The following is an 18,501-nucleotide window of genomic DNA, read 5'->3' on the forward strand; positions in this document are numbered from 1 at the left end:
GCCGTGTGAGGGATCCGAACAGACACGCGCACGCGGTGTGAGGACGGCAGACGGGCATGCTCATGCGGCGTGAGGACGACAGGCATGCTCATGCCATACAGCCGCTCACCCGCCCGCCTGCGCGGGGCACAGCCGCCGCGGATGGGCATCCGTCCGCAGCTTGGCGTCCGCACAGCCGCCCGGCAGCCCGTCGTGCGCCCGGGTGCCGAAGTTGGCGGTGACGGTGAGCGTGCCGTCGCCGAAGACCGTGCGCTGGACGGTACGGTCGCCCGTCAGCCACCGGAAGGACGTCATCCGCTCGGTGCCCGCGGCCCGGTGCAGCGGCGAGAAGTACCGCTGCAACGCGGCCAGTTCGGCCCCGTGCCGCGTGAGCGACGGCCCGTCGAGGACGTAGTTGAGCGGGGTGTTGTAGAGCATCGCGAGCAGCGCGCGGGCGGTCTTCTGCGCCGGCAGCTTCTCGTACGACAGCTCCCAGCGCTCCGCGTTGACCAGCGACCCGTGCAGCGCGGTCTCGTACAGCGGCACGCGGTACTTCGGGTCGTACATGGCGGTGGCCAGCTCGTCGGGCAGCCGCACGGGCTTGAAGAAGATCTTCGGGGCGTTCTGCGGGAAGTAGCCGCCCCAGGTCTGCCGGTCGCCCTCCAGCTTCCACAGGCCGTCGGCGACCGGCGTGCCCGAGCCGTGGTCGAAGGCCAGCACCCGGTTGGCCCACGGCTGGGCGGACTCGGAGCCCAGGACGAGGTCCTTGGACAGCCGCCGCATCCGGGCCAGCCGCATCTCGCGGTCGCCCGCCTTGGTCATCTCATGGCCCGCCGCGTGGTCGCGGAAGACCTCACCGGTCGCATCGACGTCCAGGAAGTAGCTGTCCGCCCCGTTGGCGACCATCGAACGGGTGCGGTCCGCCAGATAGTGCCTGCCGGGCTCGGCCTTCTCGAAGGCGCGCGAGCTGAGATAGCAGCCGCGGCCCCCGAAGCCGGTCTCCGCGCTGCCGTCCGCCCTCCGTATACAGAAGTCGGGGTAGACCCGGCCGGGCCAGGACGAGGTGGGGCTGTCGGCGGTCCTGGGATCCTGGCCGTTGTCGAACGAGTCGTACGGGCCGACCAGATAGCCCGCCTTCTTCGCGGCCCGGACGGCCTGCGCGTTCATCGGACCGGGACCGGAGTCGTAACCGAGCCACATCCGGTCCACGCCCAGCTGCCGGAGCCGGTCGACCCCGGCGGCGGTACGGGCCTGGCCCCACACATAGGCATGGAACGCGCCCAGCAGCTTCGCAGTGGCCGGATTGTGCCGGATCTTCTCGCGCAGGCTGCCGAGCTGTCCGTGCTGGGCGAGGTAGGAGCGGTAGTCGGCGGCGGGCGCGACGGGGTTGCCGTCGGTGAGGGCGAAGCTGACGGCGTAGTCGCGGGTGCCCTCACCGGCCGAGAAGGCGTGCGCGGCGGTGGCCCGCAGCCGGCCCCCGGTGGAGGCGAAGCGCAGCGACGTCCCGATGTCGGTGGGCGTCAGATAGCTGACTCCGTGACCCGCGCCCCCCTTCATCGCATACCCCCACAGCGGCAGGGCCAGATCGGCGCCCACGTCCACCGTCGAGCCCGCCAGCCCGCCCTTCGCCGAGTTCCAGAAGGCGTCGCGTACGGGGATGTCCAGGCCCTCGCCGCGCGGCAGCTGGACGGCGGAGGCGGCCGGATCGGTCCCGGTCACCGGCCAGTTGACGGCCTCGTCGCGGTCCGCCCGCAGACCGATCCGCAGCCGTCCGCGCTCGGTGCGCGCCGTCACCTCAAGTCCCTTGGCGGGATAGCTCCAGCGCGCCCCGTCGGCCGTACGGGTCACCGGACCGGGCTTGCCGAGCCCGCCCGCGGCCCCCTCCGACAGCACCAGGTGCCGCCCGTCACCGGTCCGCGCGGACACCGCCAGGGACGAGGTGTCGACGACGGCCGTACCGCCGGTGACGGGAAGTTCGAGCCGACTGCCCTTCAGTGCCCCGGCGGCGGCACTGCCACAGCCCGTCAGGCCCAGGGCCGCGGCGCCCAGCGCGAGGGAGGCGGCGACCGCTCGGGTGATCTTGGATGTCATGCGTCCTGGATAGTGAGCGGGTTTAAGAACGTTCTAAGAACGCGTCCGGGCAAGGCCGTTGACCGCCGACCGCCAGGTACCCGGGCCCGCTCATCGCCGCAGCAAAGGCCACGGCCCGGTCGTCATCCCGCCTCCCGCCGCCAGGGCCGGACGAAATCGTGCAGGGCGCGGCGCGCCGCCGGGGCGAGGGTGCGGTCGTCGGCGGGGGATCCGGCACGGTGCAGCAGATGGTCGACGCCGGGCAGGACCCGTAGCCCGGTGCCGGTGGTCCCGGCCGCGGCGAGGGCGCCCAGCAGTGGGGGAGTGGTCCGGCACGGCACGTTGCTGTCGGCCGTGCCGCAGGTGACGGTCACCCGCGTCCCCCGGGCGACGCCCCGGGCGGCCGTCGGTGGCGAGATCGCATCGTCACTGCGGACGAAGGCGGCGTTGACCGGACCGAACATCCCCTGGAGGAGGGCGGAGACGGACGGCAGCAGCCCCGAGGTGTCCACCGGGCGCCCGGCACGGAAGTCCGCGATGGCCCGTGCCACACCGGCCTTGTTCAACTGCGCCTGCCGCACGGTGAGTTGACCCGCCGCGACCGCCCGGTCCAGCTCGTCCGCCAGCTGCTGGTTCACCGTGTCCAGCAGCCGCATGTCCTGCGGGGCGATCAGCGCGAGCCCGGCGGGCTTGACCCGCACGGCGCGGTCGACCAGCACGGCCTGAAGACCGCCCTCGCTGTGCCCGACGACGAGCAGCGCATGCGGATCGGCCTCCGGCCGGGCGCGCAGGGCGTCGTACGCGGCCACGGCCTGGCGGGTGTAGGCGGCCATCTCGGGGGCGGTGGCACGGCCGCCCATGCCCGTGCGCCCGGTGCCGTACTTGTCGAACCGGAGGGTCATCACCCCGTCACGGCCGAGGACGTCCGCGAAGAGCGCCAGGGTGTGCGGGGTGAAACCGGGCGGCTCGTCGCCGTTACGGTCGGTCGGCCCGCTCCCGGGAATCAGCAGCGCCGCGGCCAGCCGCCGCCCCGCGCGGTGGGCGGGTATGTGCAGCGTGCCGTACGCCGTGGTGCCGTCCGCCGCGAAACGCACCTCGCGGTCGACGGCGGGCACGAGCGCGGCACGGGGAGCCCTGGCCGCCTCGGTCGTTCCTGACGCCGGGCCGGTCGTGGCGACGGCGACCAGCGCCGTGAGGACGGCGAGCATGCTGCTGCGCCGAGAAGCGTGTAAACGCATGGTGTCTCCTGGGGAGTTGGGAAAGGTGGAGAGGAAGAGATACGGGGTAACGAAGGTGGATGGTGATGCCGGGGCGGCGGCGCACGGGCCGTCAGAGGCGGTGAGGCCGAGCGCCGGACCCGTCAGCGGAACAGCAGCGGCAGCACGACCACCGGCGACAGCAGCAGCCCGAACACCAGCAGCGCCCGCGGATTGCCGAAGTTGACCGTCCAGCCGATGCCGAAACGCTTCGCTACGAAGATCGCCGGATCGGCCCGGTTGACGTACAGCGACCCGAACCCGTGCCAGTACCGGTCGTCGTCGCGCCGCACCACGCCGGTGTCCTCCTCCGGCTCCGCGCCCTCCGGCGCGGGCAGCCGACTGCCGCCCTGGCCCGTACGGAACGCGACCACCAGGGTGACGACGAGTCCGGCCAGGATCGGCAGCAGCGCGAGGACGACGGAGACCTTCTGATCCCGGTGCCACATCGCCCACGCCCCGACGAACATCGTGAGATTGACGCACGCCGCCAGCACCAGCAGGGAAACCGCGGTGCGGACCGTGAACCGCCGGTGCCGGCGGGCGGAGTCGGCCGGGCGTGCCGGGTCGAGATCCGGCCGGGACCGGAAGGCCAGCCAGGTCACCACGAGGATCAACGCGGTGGTGGTGATCTGCGCGAAGACCGGGAAGAACGCGGTGCCGACCGACTTGGCGCCGTAGCGGTCGGCGGCACCGGAACTGCCGAAGTGCAGAGGGAGCCGGTCGGGCAGCGACGGGTAATACAGGACGCCCGCCACCGCCGTCCCGGCGCAGATCAACAGCGCAGGCAGGGACCACAGCCAGGGGAAGCGCTCCGGATCGGTACGCAGCGAGGTGTCCGCCGCCACGCCCTGGCGCAGCCCGCGGTACCAGTCCTCGCGCCGCTTGACCGCCATGATCGCCACCCGTGCCCGGTGGTAGCAGACCAGGCAGACGACGGCGGTCAGCAGGGGAACGACCGCGGGCAGGACGACCGGCGTCACGACGGACACCGGAAGCACGGCCGACAGCAGGAGACCGGCCGCGATCAACCCCGCGCCGCCGAGGGCGACCCGCCACCGGTAGCGCCCGCGCTGTTCGGCGATCACCGGGGCGTCGGCCCGCTCGGCGGGAGTCCGTACCCCGAAGGGCAGGGTCGAGCTGATCAGCGACGGCATCAGCCACGCCAACGCCGTGAGCAGTGCGGGGGTGACCCCGTCGACCACTATGACTGCGGTGTTCATGTCCCCGTGTCTCCTAGCTCTGCGCCATGGTCCGCGCCGCGTGCGGCGGGTGCGGATGACGTGAACGAGGCGAGGACGGTCCGGCAGCTGTCCAGTACGGCCGGATCCCCGCTCCCGTGGGCGACCGCTTCGGCGAGCAGGGTCCGCAGCCGGGTCTCCCACTCGGCGGCGAACCCCGGCTCGGGCGGGCCGCTGCGGGCGTCGCGCTGCACCACGGCGCCGCTCTTGCGGTTGACCCGCAGCAGCCCCTCCCGTCGCAGCAGGTCGTACGCCTTGTTCACGGTGTGGAAGTTGATGCCCAGATCGACGGCGAGCTGCCGGGTCGAGGGCAGCGAACTGCCCTCGACCAGTTGGCCGGACGCGATGGCCTCGACGATCCGGTCCCGGATCTGCTGATAGATCGGCACTTCGCCGTCCATGTCGAGGGTGAGGATCACGGTCGCTCCTGCTGCGCTGTCGCTCTGTTATAGCTTTTATAGAACACGGGGGTCGGGCGAGGCTACGGGAAAAGCGTCAAGGACGCGTCAAGGGGGCGCTTCAGGGCGGGGGTTACGCCTCCACCGGGGCGTGCGCGGGCCCGCGTTCCAGTCGACGCACCGCCAGCTCCGCATACATCGCCGCCCCGTCCGCCAGCACCGCATCGTCGAACTCGGCCAGCGGGGAATGGTTGTTGGGGCTGCGCTCGGGGTCGGCCCCGGCGGGCGGGGCACCGAGAAAGATCATTGCTCCGGGGACCTCGGCCAGCACCCGGGAGAAGTCCTCCGCACCGGCCAGCGGCTGCGGCAGCGGCGCGAATCGCTCCTCGCCCATCGCCTCGCGGACCGCGTCCCCCACGAAGGCCGCCTCGCCGTCATCGTTGACGGTCACCGGATACAGGGCCGTGAACTCCGCGTCCACGCCCACCCCGTAGGCCGCCGCGATGCCCCGGCACACTTCCACCGTGCCGTCCTTGACCCGCGCCTGGGCGGCGTGCGAGAAGCTGCGGACGGTCGCCTCGAAGACCGCGGTGTCCGGGATGACGTTCGACTTGGTGCCGGCGTGAAAGGTCCCGACCGTCAGGACCACCGGGTCGAAGACGTCGAACGTACGGGTGATCCATGCCTGGAGCGCGCTCACCATCGCACACGCCGCCTGCACCGGGTCCTTCGCACGGTAGGGCATCGCCCCGTGCCCGCCCTCGCCGCGTACGGTCACCCGCAGCACGTTGGATGCGGCCATCGCCGTGCCGCCGCGGGTGCGGAAGGCGCCGCCGGGCAGTCCGGCCGACAGCACATGGAGCGCGTACGCCGCCTCCGGGCGCCGCCCCGCCGCCTCCAGCAGCCCCTCGTCCAGCATGTGCCGCGCGCCGTCGTAACCCTCCTCGCCCGGCTGGAACATGAACACCACATCGCCCGCGAGCCGGTCCCGGTGCGCCGACAGGAGCCGGGCGGCGCCGGTGAGCATGGCGGTGTGCAGGTCGTGCCCGCACGCGTGCATCCGGCCGTTACCGGCCGCGAAGTCCAGCCCGGTGCGCTCGGCGACGGGCAGCGCGTCCATGTCGCCGCGCAGGAGCACCACCGGCCCGTCGGCCGGCCCCCGCAGCACCGCCGTCACCGAACTGAGCGAGTCGCCGGTGCGGATCTCCAGCGGCAGGCCGTCCAGTTCGGCCAGCACCGCCTCCTGCGTACGGGGCAGATCCAGCCCCGTCTCGGGCGTACGGTGCAGCGCGCGGCGCATCCGCACGAGGTCGTCGGAGAGGGCACGGGCGTCGTCGCGGAGGTTCATGGGGCTCCTTACATGGGGAGCTCACCATTCTTGACCGCGTCGACGAACGAGGACCAGTGCGCCGCGGGGAAGATCAGCGCCGGGCCGTCCGGGTCCTTGCTGTCGCGGACGGGGACGAGGCCGTGGGCGGCGGTGAGGGCGCGGGAGAATTCGAGGCATTGACCGCCACTGCCGTCGCTGTACGACGACTTGACCCAGGCGAAGTCGCGGGAGAACTCGACGCAGTCCCCGCCACTGCCGTCGCTGTACGACGAATTGACCCACGTGGCGGCGGCCAGATCCAAGTCGGGGATCATGGGCGGTACTCCTTCAGCAGGGTCTTGATCAGGGCCAGTGAGGCATCTGGTGACAACGCATGCGCCCTGAGCAGATCATAGTCATCGAGAGCCGCGTCGACCGTTTGTGCGGAGTCATGCATTCGGCCTCCTACCCGGGTCTCGGTGTACAGCAGCGAGCGGGAGTCCGTGAAGTGCAGCACAGTGAACGGCTTCATATGTGCGGTCGGTGCTCCGGCCGAGAACGGCATGACCTGAAGCACGATGTGGGGCGACTCGGCAGCCTCCAGCAGGTACTCAAGCTGAAGGGACATGACCCCGGCGTTGCCCACGACCGTTCGTAGACACGCCTCGTGGAGGATGGACCACAGAAGAGGCGGATCGTCTCGCTTGAAGACCTCACGCCGCCGCACTCGCGAGGCAACCTTGCCTTCGATTGCCTCCGGACTCGCCCCCGGATTGGACACCCGAAAGATGACCCGCGCGTACTCCTCTGTCTGGAGGATGCCCATCACCAGGGTCGCCGAATAGTCCAGTATGCGCGTCGCCTTCCGCTCCAGGTTCAGGTACGGGACGAACCACGATGGGTTGTCCCCTTCATCGATCCTCCGCAGCAGCCCCGTGAAGAGCCCGTTCGTCCCGAACGCCACATCGCAGCCCTTGGCGAACTTCTGGCTCGCCTTCTGCTTTCCCGACTCCACCATGGAGACGTACGCCTCGGTGTAGCCCGTGGCCTTGCCTAAGTGCTTCTGAGTGAGCTTGCGGCCCAGGCGTACCTGCCTGACGTCCTGGCCGAAGCGCTGGAGCGGATTGAAGAGCTCGGGAGGGGTCGTCTCGTCCAATGCTGTGACCTCTCGTCCTGTGCTTGCGGCCAGCATCGCGGCAGGCCAGCGACTTCAGCCGCTGCGCCTTAAGTGCCCCGATTCTATTGCCCGTTGCGTTGCCCAGGTGACCGAATGACTACATCCAGTCACCCCGCAACACTCCCAGGAGGTCGGCAACATGACGGACGCAACGGACGGCGCACGACTGCTCCCGTGGACGAACCCCGACGGCAATCCGTGCTTCCTCGTGAGCGACGGGACCGGCTACGTGGCCCGGCTCGCCGACGACGTCGAGGACGCACTGCTCGGGCTGGCCGCCGAGCTGATCGAGGAGGCGCGGCGCGTGCTGGGCGCGCGGGCGTGGACGCCCGGTGAACTCCACCTGCTGGCCATCGAGTTGACCGAGGCGCTCACCGCCATGTACCGGGTCGCGGAGAGTCGAGGTGCCCGGCTGCCCGTACCGCCCGCTCCGTAAGATCAACCAGTGCCTCCTGACATATCGCTCCTTACCCTGACCCTGCTCTGCCTGGCCGCCCTCGCCGCCGGCTGGATCGATGCCGTGGTGGGCGGCGGTGGGCTGCTGCTTCTGCCCGCCCTGCTGGTGGGGCTGCCGCATACGCCCGTCGCCTACGTCCTCGGGACCAACAAGTCGACGGCCGTCGCCGGCACCACCGCGGCCGCCATCACCTACGCCCGCAAGGCGCCGATCGACGTACGCATGGCGCTGCGCATCGGTCTCGCGGCGGCCGCCGGATCGGTCGGCGGGGCGTTCTTCGCGGCGGGGATCAACAGCGCGGTGCTGCGGCCGCTGATCATGGCCGTCCTCCTGGCGGTGCTGCTCTTCATCCTCTTCCGGCCCGCCTTCGGAACCGCGCCCGCGCCCGCGGAACCGGTCACCCGGCAGCGGATGCTGGCGGCGATCCTCGCCGCGGGGCTGGGCCTCGGCTTCTACGACGGCCTGATCGGACCCGGCACCGGGGCGTTTCTCGTCGTCACCCTCACCGCCATCCTGCATATGGATCTGGTCACGTCCTCCGCCACCTCCAAGGTGATCAATGTCTGCACCAACCTCGGTGCGCTGACGATGTTCGCGATCCAGGGCACCGTGCTGTGGCAACTCGGCGCGCTGCTCGCCCTGCTCAATCTCACCGGCGGCCTGATCGGGGCCCGGATGGCCCTCAAACGCGGCGCCGGATTCGTGCGTGGGGTGCTGGTGGTCGTGGTCATCGGGCTGCTCTGCAAGCTGGCCTTCGACCAGTGGCTGGCTACCTAAGAATGATACGGAACATTCAGAAAAATGTGAAGAGAGAAAATGCAGGGAGGGGGAGAGTCGAAGGGGAAGAGCCGAGGGGGGCCGCGGAGGGGAGGGGCGCGGGGTAGCAGAGCGGGTTTTCGGCCCCGGCCTCAGCCGCGTACCGCCACCAGCGGCGGTGGTCCCAGCGGCCGTGGCGCCACCGTCAGCACGGCCGTCAGCAGCACGGCCGAGTCCTCCAGGGCCACCAGCCCGTGCCGCTCGTGGGTGATCGCGGCGACCTGACCCGCCCTCAACTCCTGGCTCGCATGCGCCCGGGTGACCCGGACCCGGCCCTTCAGTACCTGGAGGCTCGCGGCCGGCGGGGTGTTGTGCTCGTCCAGAGAGGCCCCCGCGATCAGCGCGATCACGGTCTGCCGCAGCGGGCCGTCGTGCAGGAAGAGGTGGGCGCTGCGGCCGTGTGCGGAGGCCCTGGCATCGTCGAGCTGATCGCGGACGAGGGCGTTGAGGTCGTTCATGGCGGGCCTTTCCGTGCGAAGCGGCGGCGGGGCTCCCCTTCCATCCTTGCCGTTGTTCGAGTTGCCGCAACCGGGAGGATCCCGTATAGGCCGGGTGTTCGCCATGAAACGGGCGTCCGGGTGGATGCGTTCCAAGGGCGGCCCGCCATGGGCAGGACGATCACCACGGTCCGTACGATGCATGGCGATCACAGGACGGATACGAGGCACCCGCCGTAGTCCACCTCCACCCCTCGGCCGAGATCCGTCCCATCCCCCACACGAAGGATGCACACCCGTGGCAGACCCCGAGCCGTACCGCCCGGACAGACCGGGCGGCCCAGAACTGTCCGATCCGGGCGGGCAGTCGGCCCGTTTCCTGGCCGTCATGACGACCACCGACTCCGAGCAGAAGGCCGAGCGGCTGGCGCGCGGTGCGATCGAGGGCCGGTTCGCGGCCTGTGCGCAGATCGGTGCGCCGGTGACCTCGGTGTACCGGTGGGAGAACGCCGTCGAGACCGCCCGGGAGTGGCAGGTGCTGTTCAAGACGTCGACCGCCCGGTACGAGGCGCTGGAGGGCTATCTCCTCGGCGCCCACGACTACGAGACGCCCGAAATCATCGCCACCCCCATCGTGCGGGGCGGCGCCGGCTATCTGGACTGGATCACGAAGGAGACGAGCTGATGCGGCAGCGATGGGGTAGCGCGGCGCTCGTGGCGCTCGGCGTCACACTGGGCCTGGCGACGGCACCGGCCCACGGCGCGGTGGCGGCACCGGGCCTCGCCAAGGCCGATGACACGGGCGAGACCACGCCCGACAACGGGGCCGGGACCAAGCCCGCCGACGCGGGCGAGACCAAGCCCGTCGACAGGGGCGATCAGGCCACCTGGACCGGCAAGGACGCCGCCGCCTACTGGACGCCGAAACGCATGGCCGCCGCCATAGCACCGGCACACGGCCGGCCGCAGCCCCAGCACTCGGTGGTGCCCCCCGAGGCCGAGGCGCTCGCCCACAACCCCGGCGCCGCGTCCAAACTGTCGCCCGTCGCCCGGCACTTCGACGGCATCGCGTCCGTCGGCGTGCTGTTCTCCGTCGACGGCAACTCCAAGGCGCACCACTGCACCGCCAGCGTGGTGCACAGCCCCCGCGGCAATCTGATCCTGACCGCCGGCCACTGCAACCCGGGCTCGCGCGCCGCGTTCGTCCCCCAGTACACCTCCGGCGCGGCCACCCAGCCGTACGGGGTCTGGGCGATCGACGCGGTCTACGACTACCCGAACCGCGGCACCACCGGGCCCGGTGCCGACCTCGACTTCGCCTTCGCCACCGTCCTGCCGGACGACCAGGGCCGGGTCGTCGAGGACGTCACCGGGGGCAACACCCTCGCCGCCACGCCCGGTTACCAGAACGACGTCACCGTCGTCGGCTACCCGAGCGTGCGCAACGACCCGCAGGACAAGGCCGTACGCTGCAACACCCGCACCACCCGCCTGTCGGGTACCCGCCAACTGCGGATGGACTGCGGCGGGTTCTACGGCGGCACCTCGGGCAGCCCCTGGCTGGCCGATTTCGACGAGGGGTCCGGCACCGGCCGGATCGTCGGCCTGATCGGCGGTCTCAACGGTGGCGGCCCCAAGGGCCCGCACAGCGACCGGACCTCCTACAGCCCGTACTTCGGGCCGGAGATCCTCGCCCTGTACAACCGCGCCACCCAGGACAGCTGACCGGCGGGAGCTCGGGCGGAGGCGCTAACGCAGCGCCTCCGCCACGCCCTTCTCCCGCGGCCCCAGAAAGCGCGGATCGGGCCGCAGCGCCGCGTCCGCCGCCGCCTTCCCCGCCGCGAAGATCTCCCGTACGCCGCCATAGGCCCAGGTCACATCGTGTGTGGCGGCCACCCCGACGCCATACGCATCGATCCCGGCCGCCTCGCACAGCGCCAGCGCCCGCCGGATGTGAAAGCCCTGGCTGACCAGCACCGCCCGCTTCACCCCGAAGATCCGGCGTGCGCGGCTGCACGAGTCCCAGGTGTCGAATCCCGCGTAATCGCCGACGATCTTCCGGGCCGGGACGCCGTGCCGCACCAGATAGCCGCGCATCGCATCCGGTTCGTCGTAGTCGTGGGTGCTGTTGTCGCCGGTGACCAGGATGGCGCGGACCGTTCCCCGGGTGTAGAGCGCGGCGGCCGCGTCCAGACGGTGGGCGAGATACGGGGACGGCTCGCCGTTCCACAGGCCCGCACCGAAAACGACGGCAACGGGGGCGGCGGGCGCATCGGCGACCGTGCGGACACGGGGGCCGCCCGTGGCGTTCATCCAGGTCGCGGGGGCCAGCGCCAGGACCGTCAGGACCACCACGGCCTGGTAGGCGAGGCGCCGGCCACGCCTGGTCCGCGGCAGCCGTACCCGGCGCGCGCCGCTGCGTATGAGCCCTATGAGACCCGGCCCCTGTCCTCGCATGCCTGCCCACCCCGTTCCGACCGATTGTCGCCAGTTGCGACGCCCAGGGGCCTGGCATGGTTGCAGTAAGGGCCCAACGTCACAGCTCAGAGGGCACAGCTCAGTCGTCACAGCCCAGCCGGCACCCGACCCGGAGAGGACCGCCCGCCCATGACCACCGAGCCCGAGCGGCTGCCGTTCTTCGTCTACGGAACGCTGCGCCCCGGTGAGGCCAACTACGCCCGGACGCTGCGCGGCAGGACCGCCGCGGAGGAGCCCGCCCGGATGGCCGGCGCGCTGCTCTACGACGGCCCCGGATACCCGTACGCGACGGCCGGGCCCCCGGACGCGGTCGTCCACGGCACCCTGGTGTGGCCCCGCGCCGCCGACTACGACGCGGTGCGCGCCGTGCTCGACCGGCTGGAGGGCTATGCGCCCGGCGATCCGCGGAACCTCTACGAACGGGTGGTCACCGACGCGCTCCGCCCCGACGGCAGCCGGGTCCGGGCCTGGGTCTACCTGGCGGCGCCACCGCTCGCCGCCCGGCTGCGCGCCACCGGGACCGTCATCGAGGGCGGCCGCTGGGGCGCCCTTACAGCGCCGGTCCGGGCCCCCGTTAACCTGGACGATCCATCCCGTACCGGAGATCCGTCCCGTACCGAGGGCCCGTCCCCTGCGGGCGGCCCGCCCCGTACCGAGGACCCCTCCCGTCCCGCAGAACAGGTGTGACCCGCGTGCCTTCCTCCTCCTCGCCCGCCCCCTCCGCCGCCAGGCCCCCGCTCCCCAAGGCGGAGCTGCATCTGCACATCGAGGGCACCCTGGAGCCCGAGCTGGCCTTCGCGCTCGCCGCACGCAACGGCGTCACCCTGCCCTACGCCACCGAGGACGAACTGCGCCGCGCCTACTCCTTCAGCGACCTCCAGTCCTTCCTCGACCTGTACTACGCGCTGATGGCCGTCCTGCGCACCGAGGACGACTTCGCCGACCTCGCCCACGCCTATCTGGCGCGCGCCGAGGAACAGGGCGTACGGCACGCCGAGATCTTCTTCGACCCGCAGGCGCACACCGCCCGCGGCGTCTCCCTCGGCACGGTCATCCGCGGGCTCTCCCGCGCCCTGGACGCCGCCCAGGAGACCTACGGCATCACCACCCGCCTCATCATGTGCTTCCTGCGCGACGAGAGCGCCGCATCGGCCCTGGAGACCTTCGAGGCGGCCCGCCCCTACCTGGACCGGATCACCGCCGTCGGGCTGGACTCCGCCGAGGTCGGGCACCCGCCGTCGAAGTTCAAGGAGGTCTACGCGCTGGCCCGGGAGGCCGGGCTCAAGTGCGTGGCGCACGCGGGGGAGGAGGGGCCGCCCGCGTATGTGTGGGAGGCGCTGGACGTCCTGGGCGTGGACCGGATCGACCACGGGGTGCGCGCCCTGGAGGACGAGCGGCTGGTCGCGCGCCTGGTGGCGGACCGCATCCCGCTCACCGTCTGCCCGCTGTCCAACGTCCGCCTCCGCGTCATCGACGACCTCGCCGCCCATCCGCTGCCCGCCATGCTCGACGCCGGCCTCCTGGTCACCGTCAACTCCGACGACCCCGCCTACTTCGGCGGCTACGCCCACGACAACTTCGCCGCGGTACGCGACGCCCTCGGCCTCGACGACGCGGCGCTGCGCACCCTGGCCCGCAACTCGTTCGAGGCGTCGTTCCTGGACGAGGCGACGCGGGCGGCCTATCTGGCGGAGGTCGACGCGTACTAGGGAGCGGAGGTCGACGCGTACTAGGGAGAGGTCGACGCGTACGCCCCCCCGTATGGTGACTTGTGGTGACAACACCGCTGCCGACTCGTTGGCATGGCATGCCATACACACGTCATGTACTCACCGGATTCGCGCTTGCGACCGCTCTTCTCGCCACCCTGCCGGCACCGGCGGCCGTGGCTGCCACCGAGGAAGACTCGACCCCCATCACGCCTCATGTCGTGATGCCTCTGGGCGACTTCCTGACGGGGCACGGCACTCCGGCCAACTGGAGCGTCCTCGGGGTGGGCCTCACACCCGTCGCCCACTAGGGCCGTTCCACCTGCTGGGCCCGTTCCACCCGTACCGCGCACACCTTGAACTCCGGCATCCGGGACGTCGGATCGAGCGCCGGATTGGTCAGGGTGTTGGCGCGGCCCGGGCCCGGCCAGTGGAAGGGCATGAAGACCGTGTCGGGGCGGATGGCGGCGGTCACCCGGGCCGGGGCGGCCGCGCGGCCGCGCCGGGACTCCACCGCGACCAGCTCGCCGTCCGCTATCCCGAGCCGCGCCGCCAGTTGGGGGTGCAGCTCGACGAACGGGCCCGGCGCGGCGGCGTTCAGCTCGGCCACCCGCCGGGTCTGCGCGCCCGACTGATACTGCGCCAGCACCCGCCCGGTGGTCAGCAGCACCGGGTACGCCTCGTCCGGCTCCTCGGCCGCCGGGCGGTGCACCACGGGGACGAACCGGGCCCGGCCGTCGGGGGTGGCGAAACGCTCCAGGAAGAGCCGCGGCGTACCGGGGTGCGCCCCCGCCTCCTCGGGCTGCTCCGGGCACGGCCAGAACACGCCGTCCTCCGCCGCGATCCGCCGGTAGGTGATCCCCGAGTAGTCGGCCGGTCCGCCCGCCGAGGCCCGGCGCAGCTCGTCGAAGACCTCCTCCGGGTCGGCCGGGAAGCCCTTCTCCCGGCCCAGCCGCGCCGCCAGCGCGCCGAGGACCTCCAGGTCGGTACGGACACCGGGCGGCGGATCCAGCGCCCGGCGGCGCAGCAGGACCCTGCCCTCCAGATTGGTCGTGGTGCCGGTCTCCTCCGCCCACTGGGCGACCGGCAGCACCACATCCGCCAGCGCGGCCGTCTCCGAGAGCACCACATCGGCGACCGCCAGGAAGCCCAGCGACCGTATGCGATCCTCCACATGGGCGGCCCGCGGCGCCGAGACCACCGGGTTGGAGCCCATCAGCAGCAGCGCGCGGATCTCGCCGCCCAGCGCGTCCAGCAGCTCGTACGCGCTGCGCCCGGGGCCGGGCAGCGCGTCCGGATCGACGTCCCACACCTGCGCCACATGCCGCCGGGCCGCCGGGTCGTCGAGCTTGCGGTAGCCGGGCAACTGGTCGGCCTTCTGGCCGTGTTCGCGGCCCCCCTGGCCGTTGCCCTGGCCGGTCAGGCACCCGTAGCCGGACAGCTCGCGGCCCGCGCGCCCGGTGGCCAGACACAGATTGATCCAGGCGCCCACGGTGTCGGTGCCCTTGGCCTGCTGCTCGGGCCCGCGCGCCGTCAGCACCATGGACGACTCGGCGCCGCAGAACATCCCTACCGCCGCCCGGAGGTCGGGGACGGGAATGCCCGTGATGCGTTCGACCATTTCCGGCCAGTGCGCCATCGCCGCGGCCCGCGCCTTCTCCCACCCGTCGGTCCGCGCCGCGATGAACTCCTCGTCCGTACGGCCCTCGGCGACCACCAGGTGGAGCAGCCCCAGGGCGAGCGCGAGATCGGTGCCCGGGCGCGGCGCCAGATGCAGATCGGCCTGTTCGGCGGTGCGGGTGCGGCGCGGGTCGACGACGATCAGCCGGCCGCCGTTCTCCCGCAGCTCGGTCAGATAGCGCAGGGCGGGCGGCATGGTTTCGGCCAGGTTGGAGCCCACCAGGATGACGCAGCCGGTGCGGGCGACATCGGCCAGCGGGAACGGCAGCCCGCGGTCCAGGCCGAACGCGCGGGCGTGCGCCGCCGCGGCCGAGGACATGCAGAACCGGCCGTTGTAGTCGATCTGCGAGGTGCCGAGCACGACCCGGGCGAATTTCCCCAGCGTATACGCCTTCTCATTGGTCAGCCCGCCCCCGCCGAAGACCCCGACGGCGTCCCGGCCGTGCTCCGCGCCCGCCCGGCGCAGGCCGTCCGCGACCCGGTCCAGCGCCTCGTCCCAGGTGGCCGGGGCGAGCTCCCCGGTGGCGGGATCGCGCACCAGAGGGGAGGTCAGCCGTGCCCCCGGGGCCAGCAGCTCGGCTGCCGTACGGCCCTTACCGCACAGCGCGCCCCGGTTCACCGGGAACGCGGTCCGCTCGACCACCGTCACACCGGGGCCGTCACCGGACGCCCCGGAGGCCCGCTCGACGGGCCGCAGCCCCATGCCGCATTGCAGGGCACAGTAGGGGCAGTGGGTGTCGACGGTGGCGTTCGCGGCGTTCATGCGCGCCAGCGTGGTACGGGGGTGTTACCGGGCGAGGTTCGCGCCGGTTTCGGGCGCGCGGCGGGGACCTCCGACGGGGCGCACGCTGCGGGGAGGCCGGGCGGTACACGGATTTCCCCGCGGCGAAACGGAACCGCAACGACCGGCTGCCAGGCTCCCGCCATGACGGAGTGGATATCGTCCCAGCCCACGCCGGACCCGGTGGCCCCCGCCGGGGCCGCCCCCCTCGTCCTCGCCGCCGAGATCACCGCCCGGCTGAGCACCCAGCTCAGCCACGTCCGGCTGCACGGCTACCGGAGCCCCGGCCCGCGGCGCCCGGCGTCCGGCTCCGGCGGCGCCCCCGGCGGCGCCCCCGACGGCGCCCCCGACGGCGCGACCCCCACCCTGGTCGCCGTCGCCCACGGCAGCCGCGACCCGCGGGCCCTGCCCACCGTCCGCGCCCTGCTCGACCGGGTCCGCGCCCTGCGTCCGGATCTGCCCGTACGCCTCGGCCATATCGAGCTCAACCGGCCGCGGCTCGCCGACGTCCTGGCGGAGCTGTCCGGCCGGGCCGTCCTCGTACCGCTGCTTTTCGGCCACGGTTACCACGTCACCCACGATCTGCCCGCCGCCCTGGCGGCCGCGCCCCACCTGGACGGCACCGTCGCCGCCCCCCTGGGCCCGCACTCTCTCCTGGTGGAGGCGCTGTACGGCCGCCTCCTGGAAGCCGGGTTCCCCGACGCCCCCGCCCGCGCCCGTACGGCCGTCGTCCTCGCCTCGGCCGGCTCCCGGGCGGCGCGCTCGGGCGAGGACACCGCGCGTCTGGCCCGGCTCCTGTCCGCCCGGCTCGGTGGCGTCCCCGTCCTCCCCGCCTTCGCCTCGGCGGCCACGCCCACCGTCCCGGAAGCCGTGCGCCTGCTCACCGCCCGCGGCTACGACCGCATCGCGCTGGCCTCCTGCTTCACCGCCCCGGGCCGCTTCGCCGCCGAGTGCGCCGCCCACGCCCCCGGGGCCGCCGCCGCACCCCTGGGCGACCACCCGGCGCTGGCCCGCCTCGTCCTGCACCGCTACGACGAGGCCGTCGCCCGGGTATCCGGCCACGCCCCTGCCCCGGCACACCACCGCGCGCTCGCACCGGCCCACGGCTAGGGCGATGGGCCCTGGCCGGGCCCACGGCACCCCCACCGCGCCCGGGCCCCGGCCCACAGGCCGCCACCTGACCCCGCCACTTGACCCCGTCACCCGACCCCGCCGCCCTCCCGCGCCCCGGATCCGGCACCGACGGCACCAGGGCGGCTACCGTCGCTGTATGACGGGCACACCATCGACAACCGGCCAGGCCCCCGGCACCCTGGGCTACACCGACGCGGACGCCGAACGCTGGGTCGCCGAGCCCGACAAACGCCCCGGCCGCACCGCCTTCCAGCGCGACCGCGCCCGGGTCCTGCACTCCGCCGCGCTGCGCAGGCTGGCCGGCAAGACCCAGGTCGTCACCCCCGGCACGCTCACCCACGCCTGGGACGCCAGCCCCCGCACCCGCCTGACCCACTCCCTGGAGTGCGCCCAGGTGGGGCGCGAACTGGGCGCCGCCCTCGGCTGCGACCCCGACCTCGTCGAGGCCGCCTGTCTGGCGCACGATCTGGGCCATCCGCCCTTCGGGCACAACGGCGAGCAGACGCTCAACCGTGTGGCCGCCGCCTGTGGCGGCTTCGAGGGCAACGCCCAGTCGCTGCGGCTGCTGGCCCGTCTGGAGCCCAAACGGTTCGTCCCCGCCCCGGACGGCCCGGCGCTCAGCGTCGGCCTCAACCTCACCCGCGCCACCCTGGACGCCGCCACCAAATACCCCTGGCCGCGCGGCGCCCACCCCACCGACCCCGACTCACCCAAATTCGGCGTCTACGCCGACGACCTGCCGGTCTTCGACTGGTTCCGGAAGGACGCGCCGCCCGCCGCACGCAGCTTCGAGGCGCAGGTCATGGACTGGTCGGACGATGTCGCGTACTCGGTGCACGACGTCGAGGACGGCCTGCACGCCGGCCATCTCGATCCCAACCTCCTGCTCGCCGACGCCGAACGCGCCGAGATCTTCGCGGTCGCCGCCGCCCGCTACGCCCCCGGCGCGGACCCCGCGGAGCTGGCCGCCGCCCTGGACCGCCTCCTGGAGCAGGAGTGGTGGCCGCACGGCTACGACGGCACCGCACTCGCCCAGGCCCGGCTCAAGGACGCCACCAGCCAGCTGATCGGCCGTTTCTGCCTGGCGGCCGAGGGCGCCACCCGGGCCGCATGGGGCGACGGACGGCTCACCCGTTACGCGGCCCAGCTGATGGTTCCGGACGAAACACGGCTGGAATGCGCCGTTTTGAAGGCCGTCGCCGACCGGTACGTCATACAGCGTCCCGACCAGGAGGCGGTCCGCGCCGACCAGCGCGTGGTGATCGCCGAACTGGCCGAGGCGCTGCTCGCCCGCGCCCCCGACGGCCTTGATCCGCAGTTCCGTTCGCTGTTCGACACCGCCGCCGACGACACCGCCCGGATGCGCGTCGTCATCGATCAGATCGCCTCCCTGACGGACGCCTCCGCACGCTCTCTGCACGCCCGCCTCACACATCGCCCTGGTAACGCTTAGGGCAACCCAGGGTGACCCTGGGCAGACAGTCCCCCTTCCCCCCTCACCCTCCGTGCGGGACGCTCGGACCGGGCCGTCTTCGAACGGGTACGGCGTACCGGGAACCACCACCGCACCGGAGACATC

Annotated in this window: 18 protein-coding genes and 1 pseudogene; 9 read left to right on the forward strand and 10 right to left on the reverse strand. The window is 72.5% G+C overall.

All coding sequences use genetic code 11. From position 1 onward, the window contains the following. Window positions 1–105: 105 nt before the first annotated feature. From SNA_RS07180 to SNA_RS07210, 7 genes are all read right to left on the reverse strand, one after another. Window positions 106–2,070, reverse strand: coding sequence for a glycoside hydrolase (locus SNA_RS07180; protein WP_044363874.1), 1,965 nt, complete (start codon window positions 2,068–2,070; stop codon window positions 106–108). A 122-nt stretch (window positions 2,071–2,192) separates the two neighbouring features. Further along, window positions 2,193–3,287, reverse strand: coding sequence for an alpha/beta hydrolase family protein (locus tag SNA_RS07185; protein WP_241779568.1), 1,095 nt, complete (start codon window positions 3,285–3,287; stop codon window positions 2,193–2,195). A 122-nt stretch (window positions 3,288–3,409) separates the two neighbouring features. Beyond that, the gene (locus SNA_RS07190; protein WP_044363876.1) at window positions 3,410–4,528 is read right to left on the reverse strand and encodes a DUF1648 domain-containing protein; all 1,119 of its coding nucleotides are present in this window, start codon (window positions 4,526–4,528) and stop codon (window positions 3,410–3,412) included. Beyond that, complete coding sequence (locus SNA_RS07195; protein ID WP_044363878.1) at window positions 4,525–4,965, reverse strand: GntR family transcriptional regulator; 441 nt, start codon at window positions 4,963–4,965, stop codon at window positions 4,525–4,527. Before SNA_RS07195 ends, SNA_RS07190 begins: the two co-directional genes overlap by 4 nt. A 112-nt stretch (window positions 4,966–5,077) precedes the next feature. Further along, on the reverse strand, window positions 5,078–6,292 hold the full coding sequence (locus SNA_RS07200; RefSeq protein ID WP_030068793.1) for a M20 metallopeptidase family protein: 1,215 nt from the start codon (window positions 6,290–6,292) through the stop codon (window positions 5,078–5,080). An 8-nt stretch (window positions 6,293–6,300) separates the two neighbouring features. Continuing rightward, window positions 6,301–6,588: a DUF397 domain-containing protein gene (locus SNA_RS07205; protein ID WP_030068794.1), complete on the reverse strand. Its 288-nt coding sequence runs from the start codon at window positions 6,586–6,588 to the stop codon at window positions 6,301–6,303. Further along, on the reverse strand, window positions 6,585–7,409 hold the full coding sequence (locus SNA_RS07210; RefSeq protein WP_030068795.1) for a helix-turn-helix domain-containing protein: 825 nt from the start codon (window positions 7,407–7,409) through the stop codon (window positions 6,585–6,587). The genes SNA_RS07205 and SNA_RS07210 overlap by 4 nt, the downstream gene beginning before the upstream one ends. A gap of 160 nt (window positions 7,410–7,569) precedes the next feature. Between SNA_RS07210 and SNA_RS07215 the strand changes: the two genes are divergently transcribed. After that, on the forward strand, window positions 7,570–7,866 hold the full coding sequence (locus tag SNA_RS07215) for a hypothetical protein (RefSeq protein ID WP_030068796.1): 297 nt from the start codon (window positions 7,570–7,572) through the stop codon (window positions 7,864–7,866). 9 nt (window positions 7,867–7,875) lie between these two features. After that, complete coding sequence (locus SNA_RS07220; protein WP_044363880.1) at window positions 7,876–8,664, forward strand: sulfite exporter TauE/SafE family protein; 789 nt, start codon at window positions 7,876–7,878, stop codon at window positions 8,662–8,664. Window positions 8,665–8,795: 131 nt separating this feature from the next. Here SNA_RS07220 and SNA_RS07225 read toward each other — a convergent pair whose 3' ends face one another. Further along, the gene (locus SNA_RS07225; RefSeq protein ID WP_044363882.1) at window positions 8,796–9,161 is read right to left on the reverse strand and encodes a cupin domain-containing protein; all 366 of its coding nucleotides are present in this window, start codon (window positions 9,159–9,161) and stop codon (window positions 8,796–8,798) included. Window positions 9,162–9,528: 367 nt separating this feature from the next. Here SNA_RS07225 and cutA point away from each other — a divergent pair, with 367 nt between their 5' ends. Next, on the forward strand, window positions 9,529–9,825 hold the full coding sequence (cutA, locus tag SNA_RS43655) for a divalent-cation tolerance protein CutA (RefSeq protein WP_241779580.1): 297 nt from the start codon (window positions 9,529–9,531) through the stop codon (window positions 9,823–9,825). Beyond that, a complete protein-coding gene (locus SNA_RS07235; protein WP_037792237.1) occupies window positions 9,825–10,865 on the forward strand; it encodes a trypsin-like serine peptidase in 1,041 nt (346 codons plus the stop codon). The genes cutA and SNA_RS07235 overlap by 1 nt, the downstream gene beginning before the upstream one ends. Before the next feature lie 24 nt (window positions 10,866–10,889). Here SNA_RS07235 and SNA_RS07240 read toward each other — a convergent pair whose 3' ends face one another. Continuing rightward, window positions 10,890–11,597, reverse strand: coding sequence for a SanA/YdcF family protein (locus tag SNA_RS07240; protein ID WP_044363884.1), 708 nt, complete (start codon window positions 11,595–11,597; stop codon window positions 10,890–10,892). A 150-nt stretch (window positions 11,598–11,747) separates the two neighbouring features. Between SNA_RS07240 and SNA_RS07245 the strand changes: the two are divergent. From SNA_RS07245 to SNA_RS07255, 3 genes and pseudogenes are all read left to right on the forward strand, one after another. Beyond that, window positions 11,748–12,161, forward strand: a pseudogene (locus SNA_RS07245) (gamma-glutamylcyclotransferase family protein); the annotation flags it as partial. A gap of 140 nt (window positions 12,162–12,301) precedes the next feature. Further along, window positions 12,302–13,327 (forward strand): adenosine deaminase, encoded by a 1,026-nt coding sequence (locus tag SNA_RS07250; RefSeq protein WP_078969743.1) that lies wholly within the window; start codon window positions 12,302–12,304, stop codon window positions 13,325–13,327. A 98-nt stretch (window positions 13,328–13,425) separates the two neighbouring features. Further along, a complete protein-coding gene (locus SNA_RS07255) occupies window positions 13,426–13,638 on the forward strand; it encodes a hypothetical protein (protein WP_044363886.1) in 213 nt (70 codons plus the stop codon). On the opposite strand, the gene SNA_RS07260 is transcribed toward SNA_RS07255, so the two are convergent. Further along, on the reverse strand, window positions 13,635–15,770 hold the full coding sequence (locus tag SNA_RS07260; RefSeq protein WP_030068806.1) for a molybdopterin oxidoreductase family protein: 2,136 nt from the start codon (window positions 15,768–15,770) through the stop codon (window positions 13,635–13,637). The genes SNA_RS07255 and SNA_RS07260 overlap by 4 nt on opposite strands. Before the next feature lie 162 nt (window positions 15,771–15,932). On the opposite strand from SNA_RS07260, the gene SNA_RS07265 reads away from it, so the two are divergent. After that, the gene (locus SNA_RS07265; RefSeq protein WP_052808887.1) at window positions 15,933–16,898 is read left to right on the forward strand and encodes a sirohydrochlorin chelatase; all 966 of its coding nucleotides are present in this window, start codon (window positions 15,933–15,935) and stop codon (window positions 16,896–16,898) included. A 160-nt stretch (window positions 16,899–17,058) separates the two neighbouring features. Then, the gene (locus SNA_RS07270; RefSeq protein ID WP_044363888.1) at window positions 17,059–18,375 is read left to right on the forward strand and encodes a deoxyguanosinetriphosphate triphosphohydrolase; all 1,317 of its coding nucleotides are present in this window, start codon (window positions 17,059–17,061) and stop codon (window positions 18,373–18,375) included. Window positions 18,376–18,501: the final 126 nt, after the last annotated feature.

The organism is Streptomyces natalensis ATCC 27448, assembly GCF_000935125.1.
GTDB classification, from domain to species: domain Bacteria; phylum Actinomycetota; class Actinomycetes; order Streptomycetales; family Streptomycetaceae; genus Streptomyces; species Streptomyces natalensis.

Coding starts and splice junctions, on each gene's coding strand:
- SNA_RS07190 (WP_044363876.1), bottom strand. CDS start 4,528: ATGAACACCGCAGTCATAGTGGTCGACGGGGTCACCCCCGCACTGCTC.
- SNA_RS07270 (WP_044363888.1), top strand. CDS start 17,059: ATGACGGGCACACCATCGACAACCGGCCAGGCCCCCGGCACCCTGGGC.
- SNA_RS07180 (WP_044363874.1), bottom strand. CDS start 2,070: ATGACATCCAAGATCACCCGAGCGGTCGCCGCCTCCCTCGCGCTGGGC.
- cutA (WP_241779580.1), top strand. CDS start 9,529: ATGACGACCACCGACTCCGAGCAGAAGGCCGAGCGGCTGGCGCGCGGT.
- SNA_RS07265 (WP_052808887.1), top strand. CDS start 15,933: ATGACGGAGTGGATATCGTCCCAGCCCACGCCGGACCCGGTGGCCCCC.
- SNA_RS07240 (WP_044363884.1), bottom strand. CDS start 11,597: ATGCGAGGACAGGGGCCGGGTCTCATAGGGCTCATACGCAGCGGCGCG.
- SNA_RS07200 (WP_030068793.1), bottom strand. CDS start 6,292: ATGAACCTCCGCGACGACGCCCGTGCCCTCTCCGACGACCTCGTGCGG.
- SNA_RS07205 (WP_030068794.1), bottom strand. CDS start 6,588: ATGATCCCCGACTTGGATCTGGCCGCCGCCACGTGGGTCAATTCGTCG.
- SNA_RS07185 (WP_241779568.1), bottom strand. CDS start 3,287: ATGCGTTTACACGCTTCTCGGCGCAGCAGCATGCTCGCCGTCCTCACG.
- SNA_RS07235 (WP_037792237.1), top strand. CDS start 9,825: ATGCGGCAGCGATGGGGTAGCGCGGCGCTCGTGGCGCTCGGCGTCACA.
- SNA_RS07215 (WP_030068796.1), top strand. CDS start 7,570: ATGACGGACGCAACGGACGGCGCACGACTGCTCCCGTGGACGAACCCC.
- SNA_RS07225 (WP_044363882.1), bottom strand. CDS start 9,161: ATGAACGACCTCAACGCCCTCGTCCGCGATCAGCTCGACGATGCCAGG.
- SNA_RS07260 (WP_030068806.1), bottom strand. CDS start 15,770: ATGAACGCCGCGAACGCCACCGTCGACACCCACTGCCCCTACTGTGCC.
- SNA_RS07255 (WP_044363886.1), top strand. CDS start 13,426: ATGCCATACACACGTCATGTACTCACCGGATTCGCGCTTGCGACCGCT.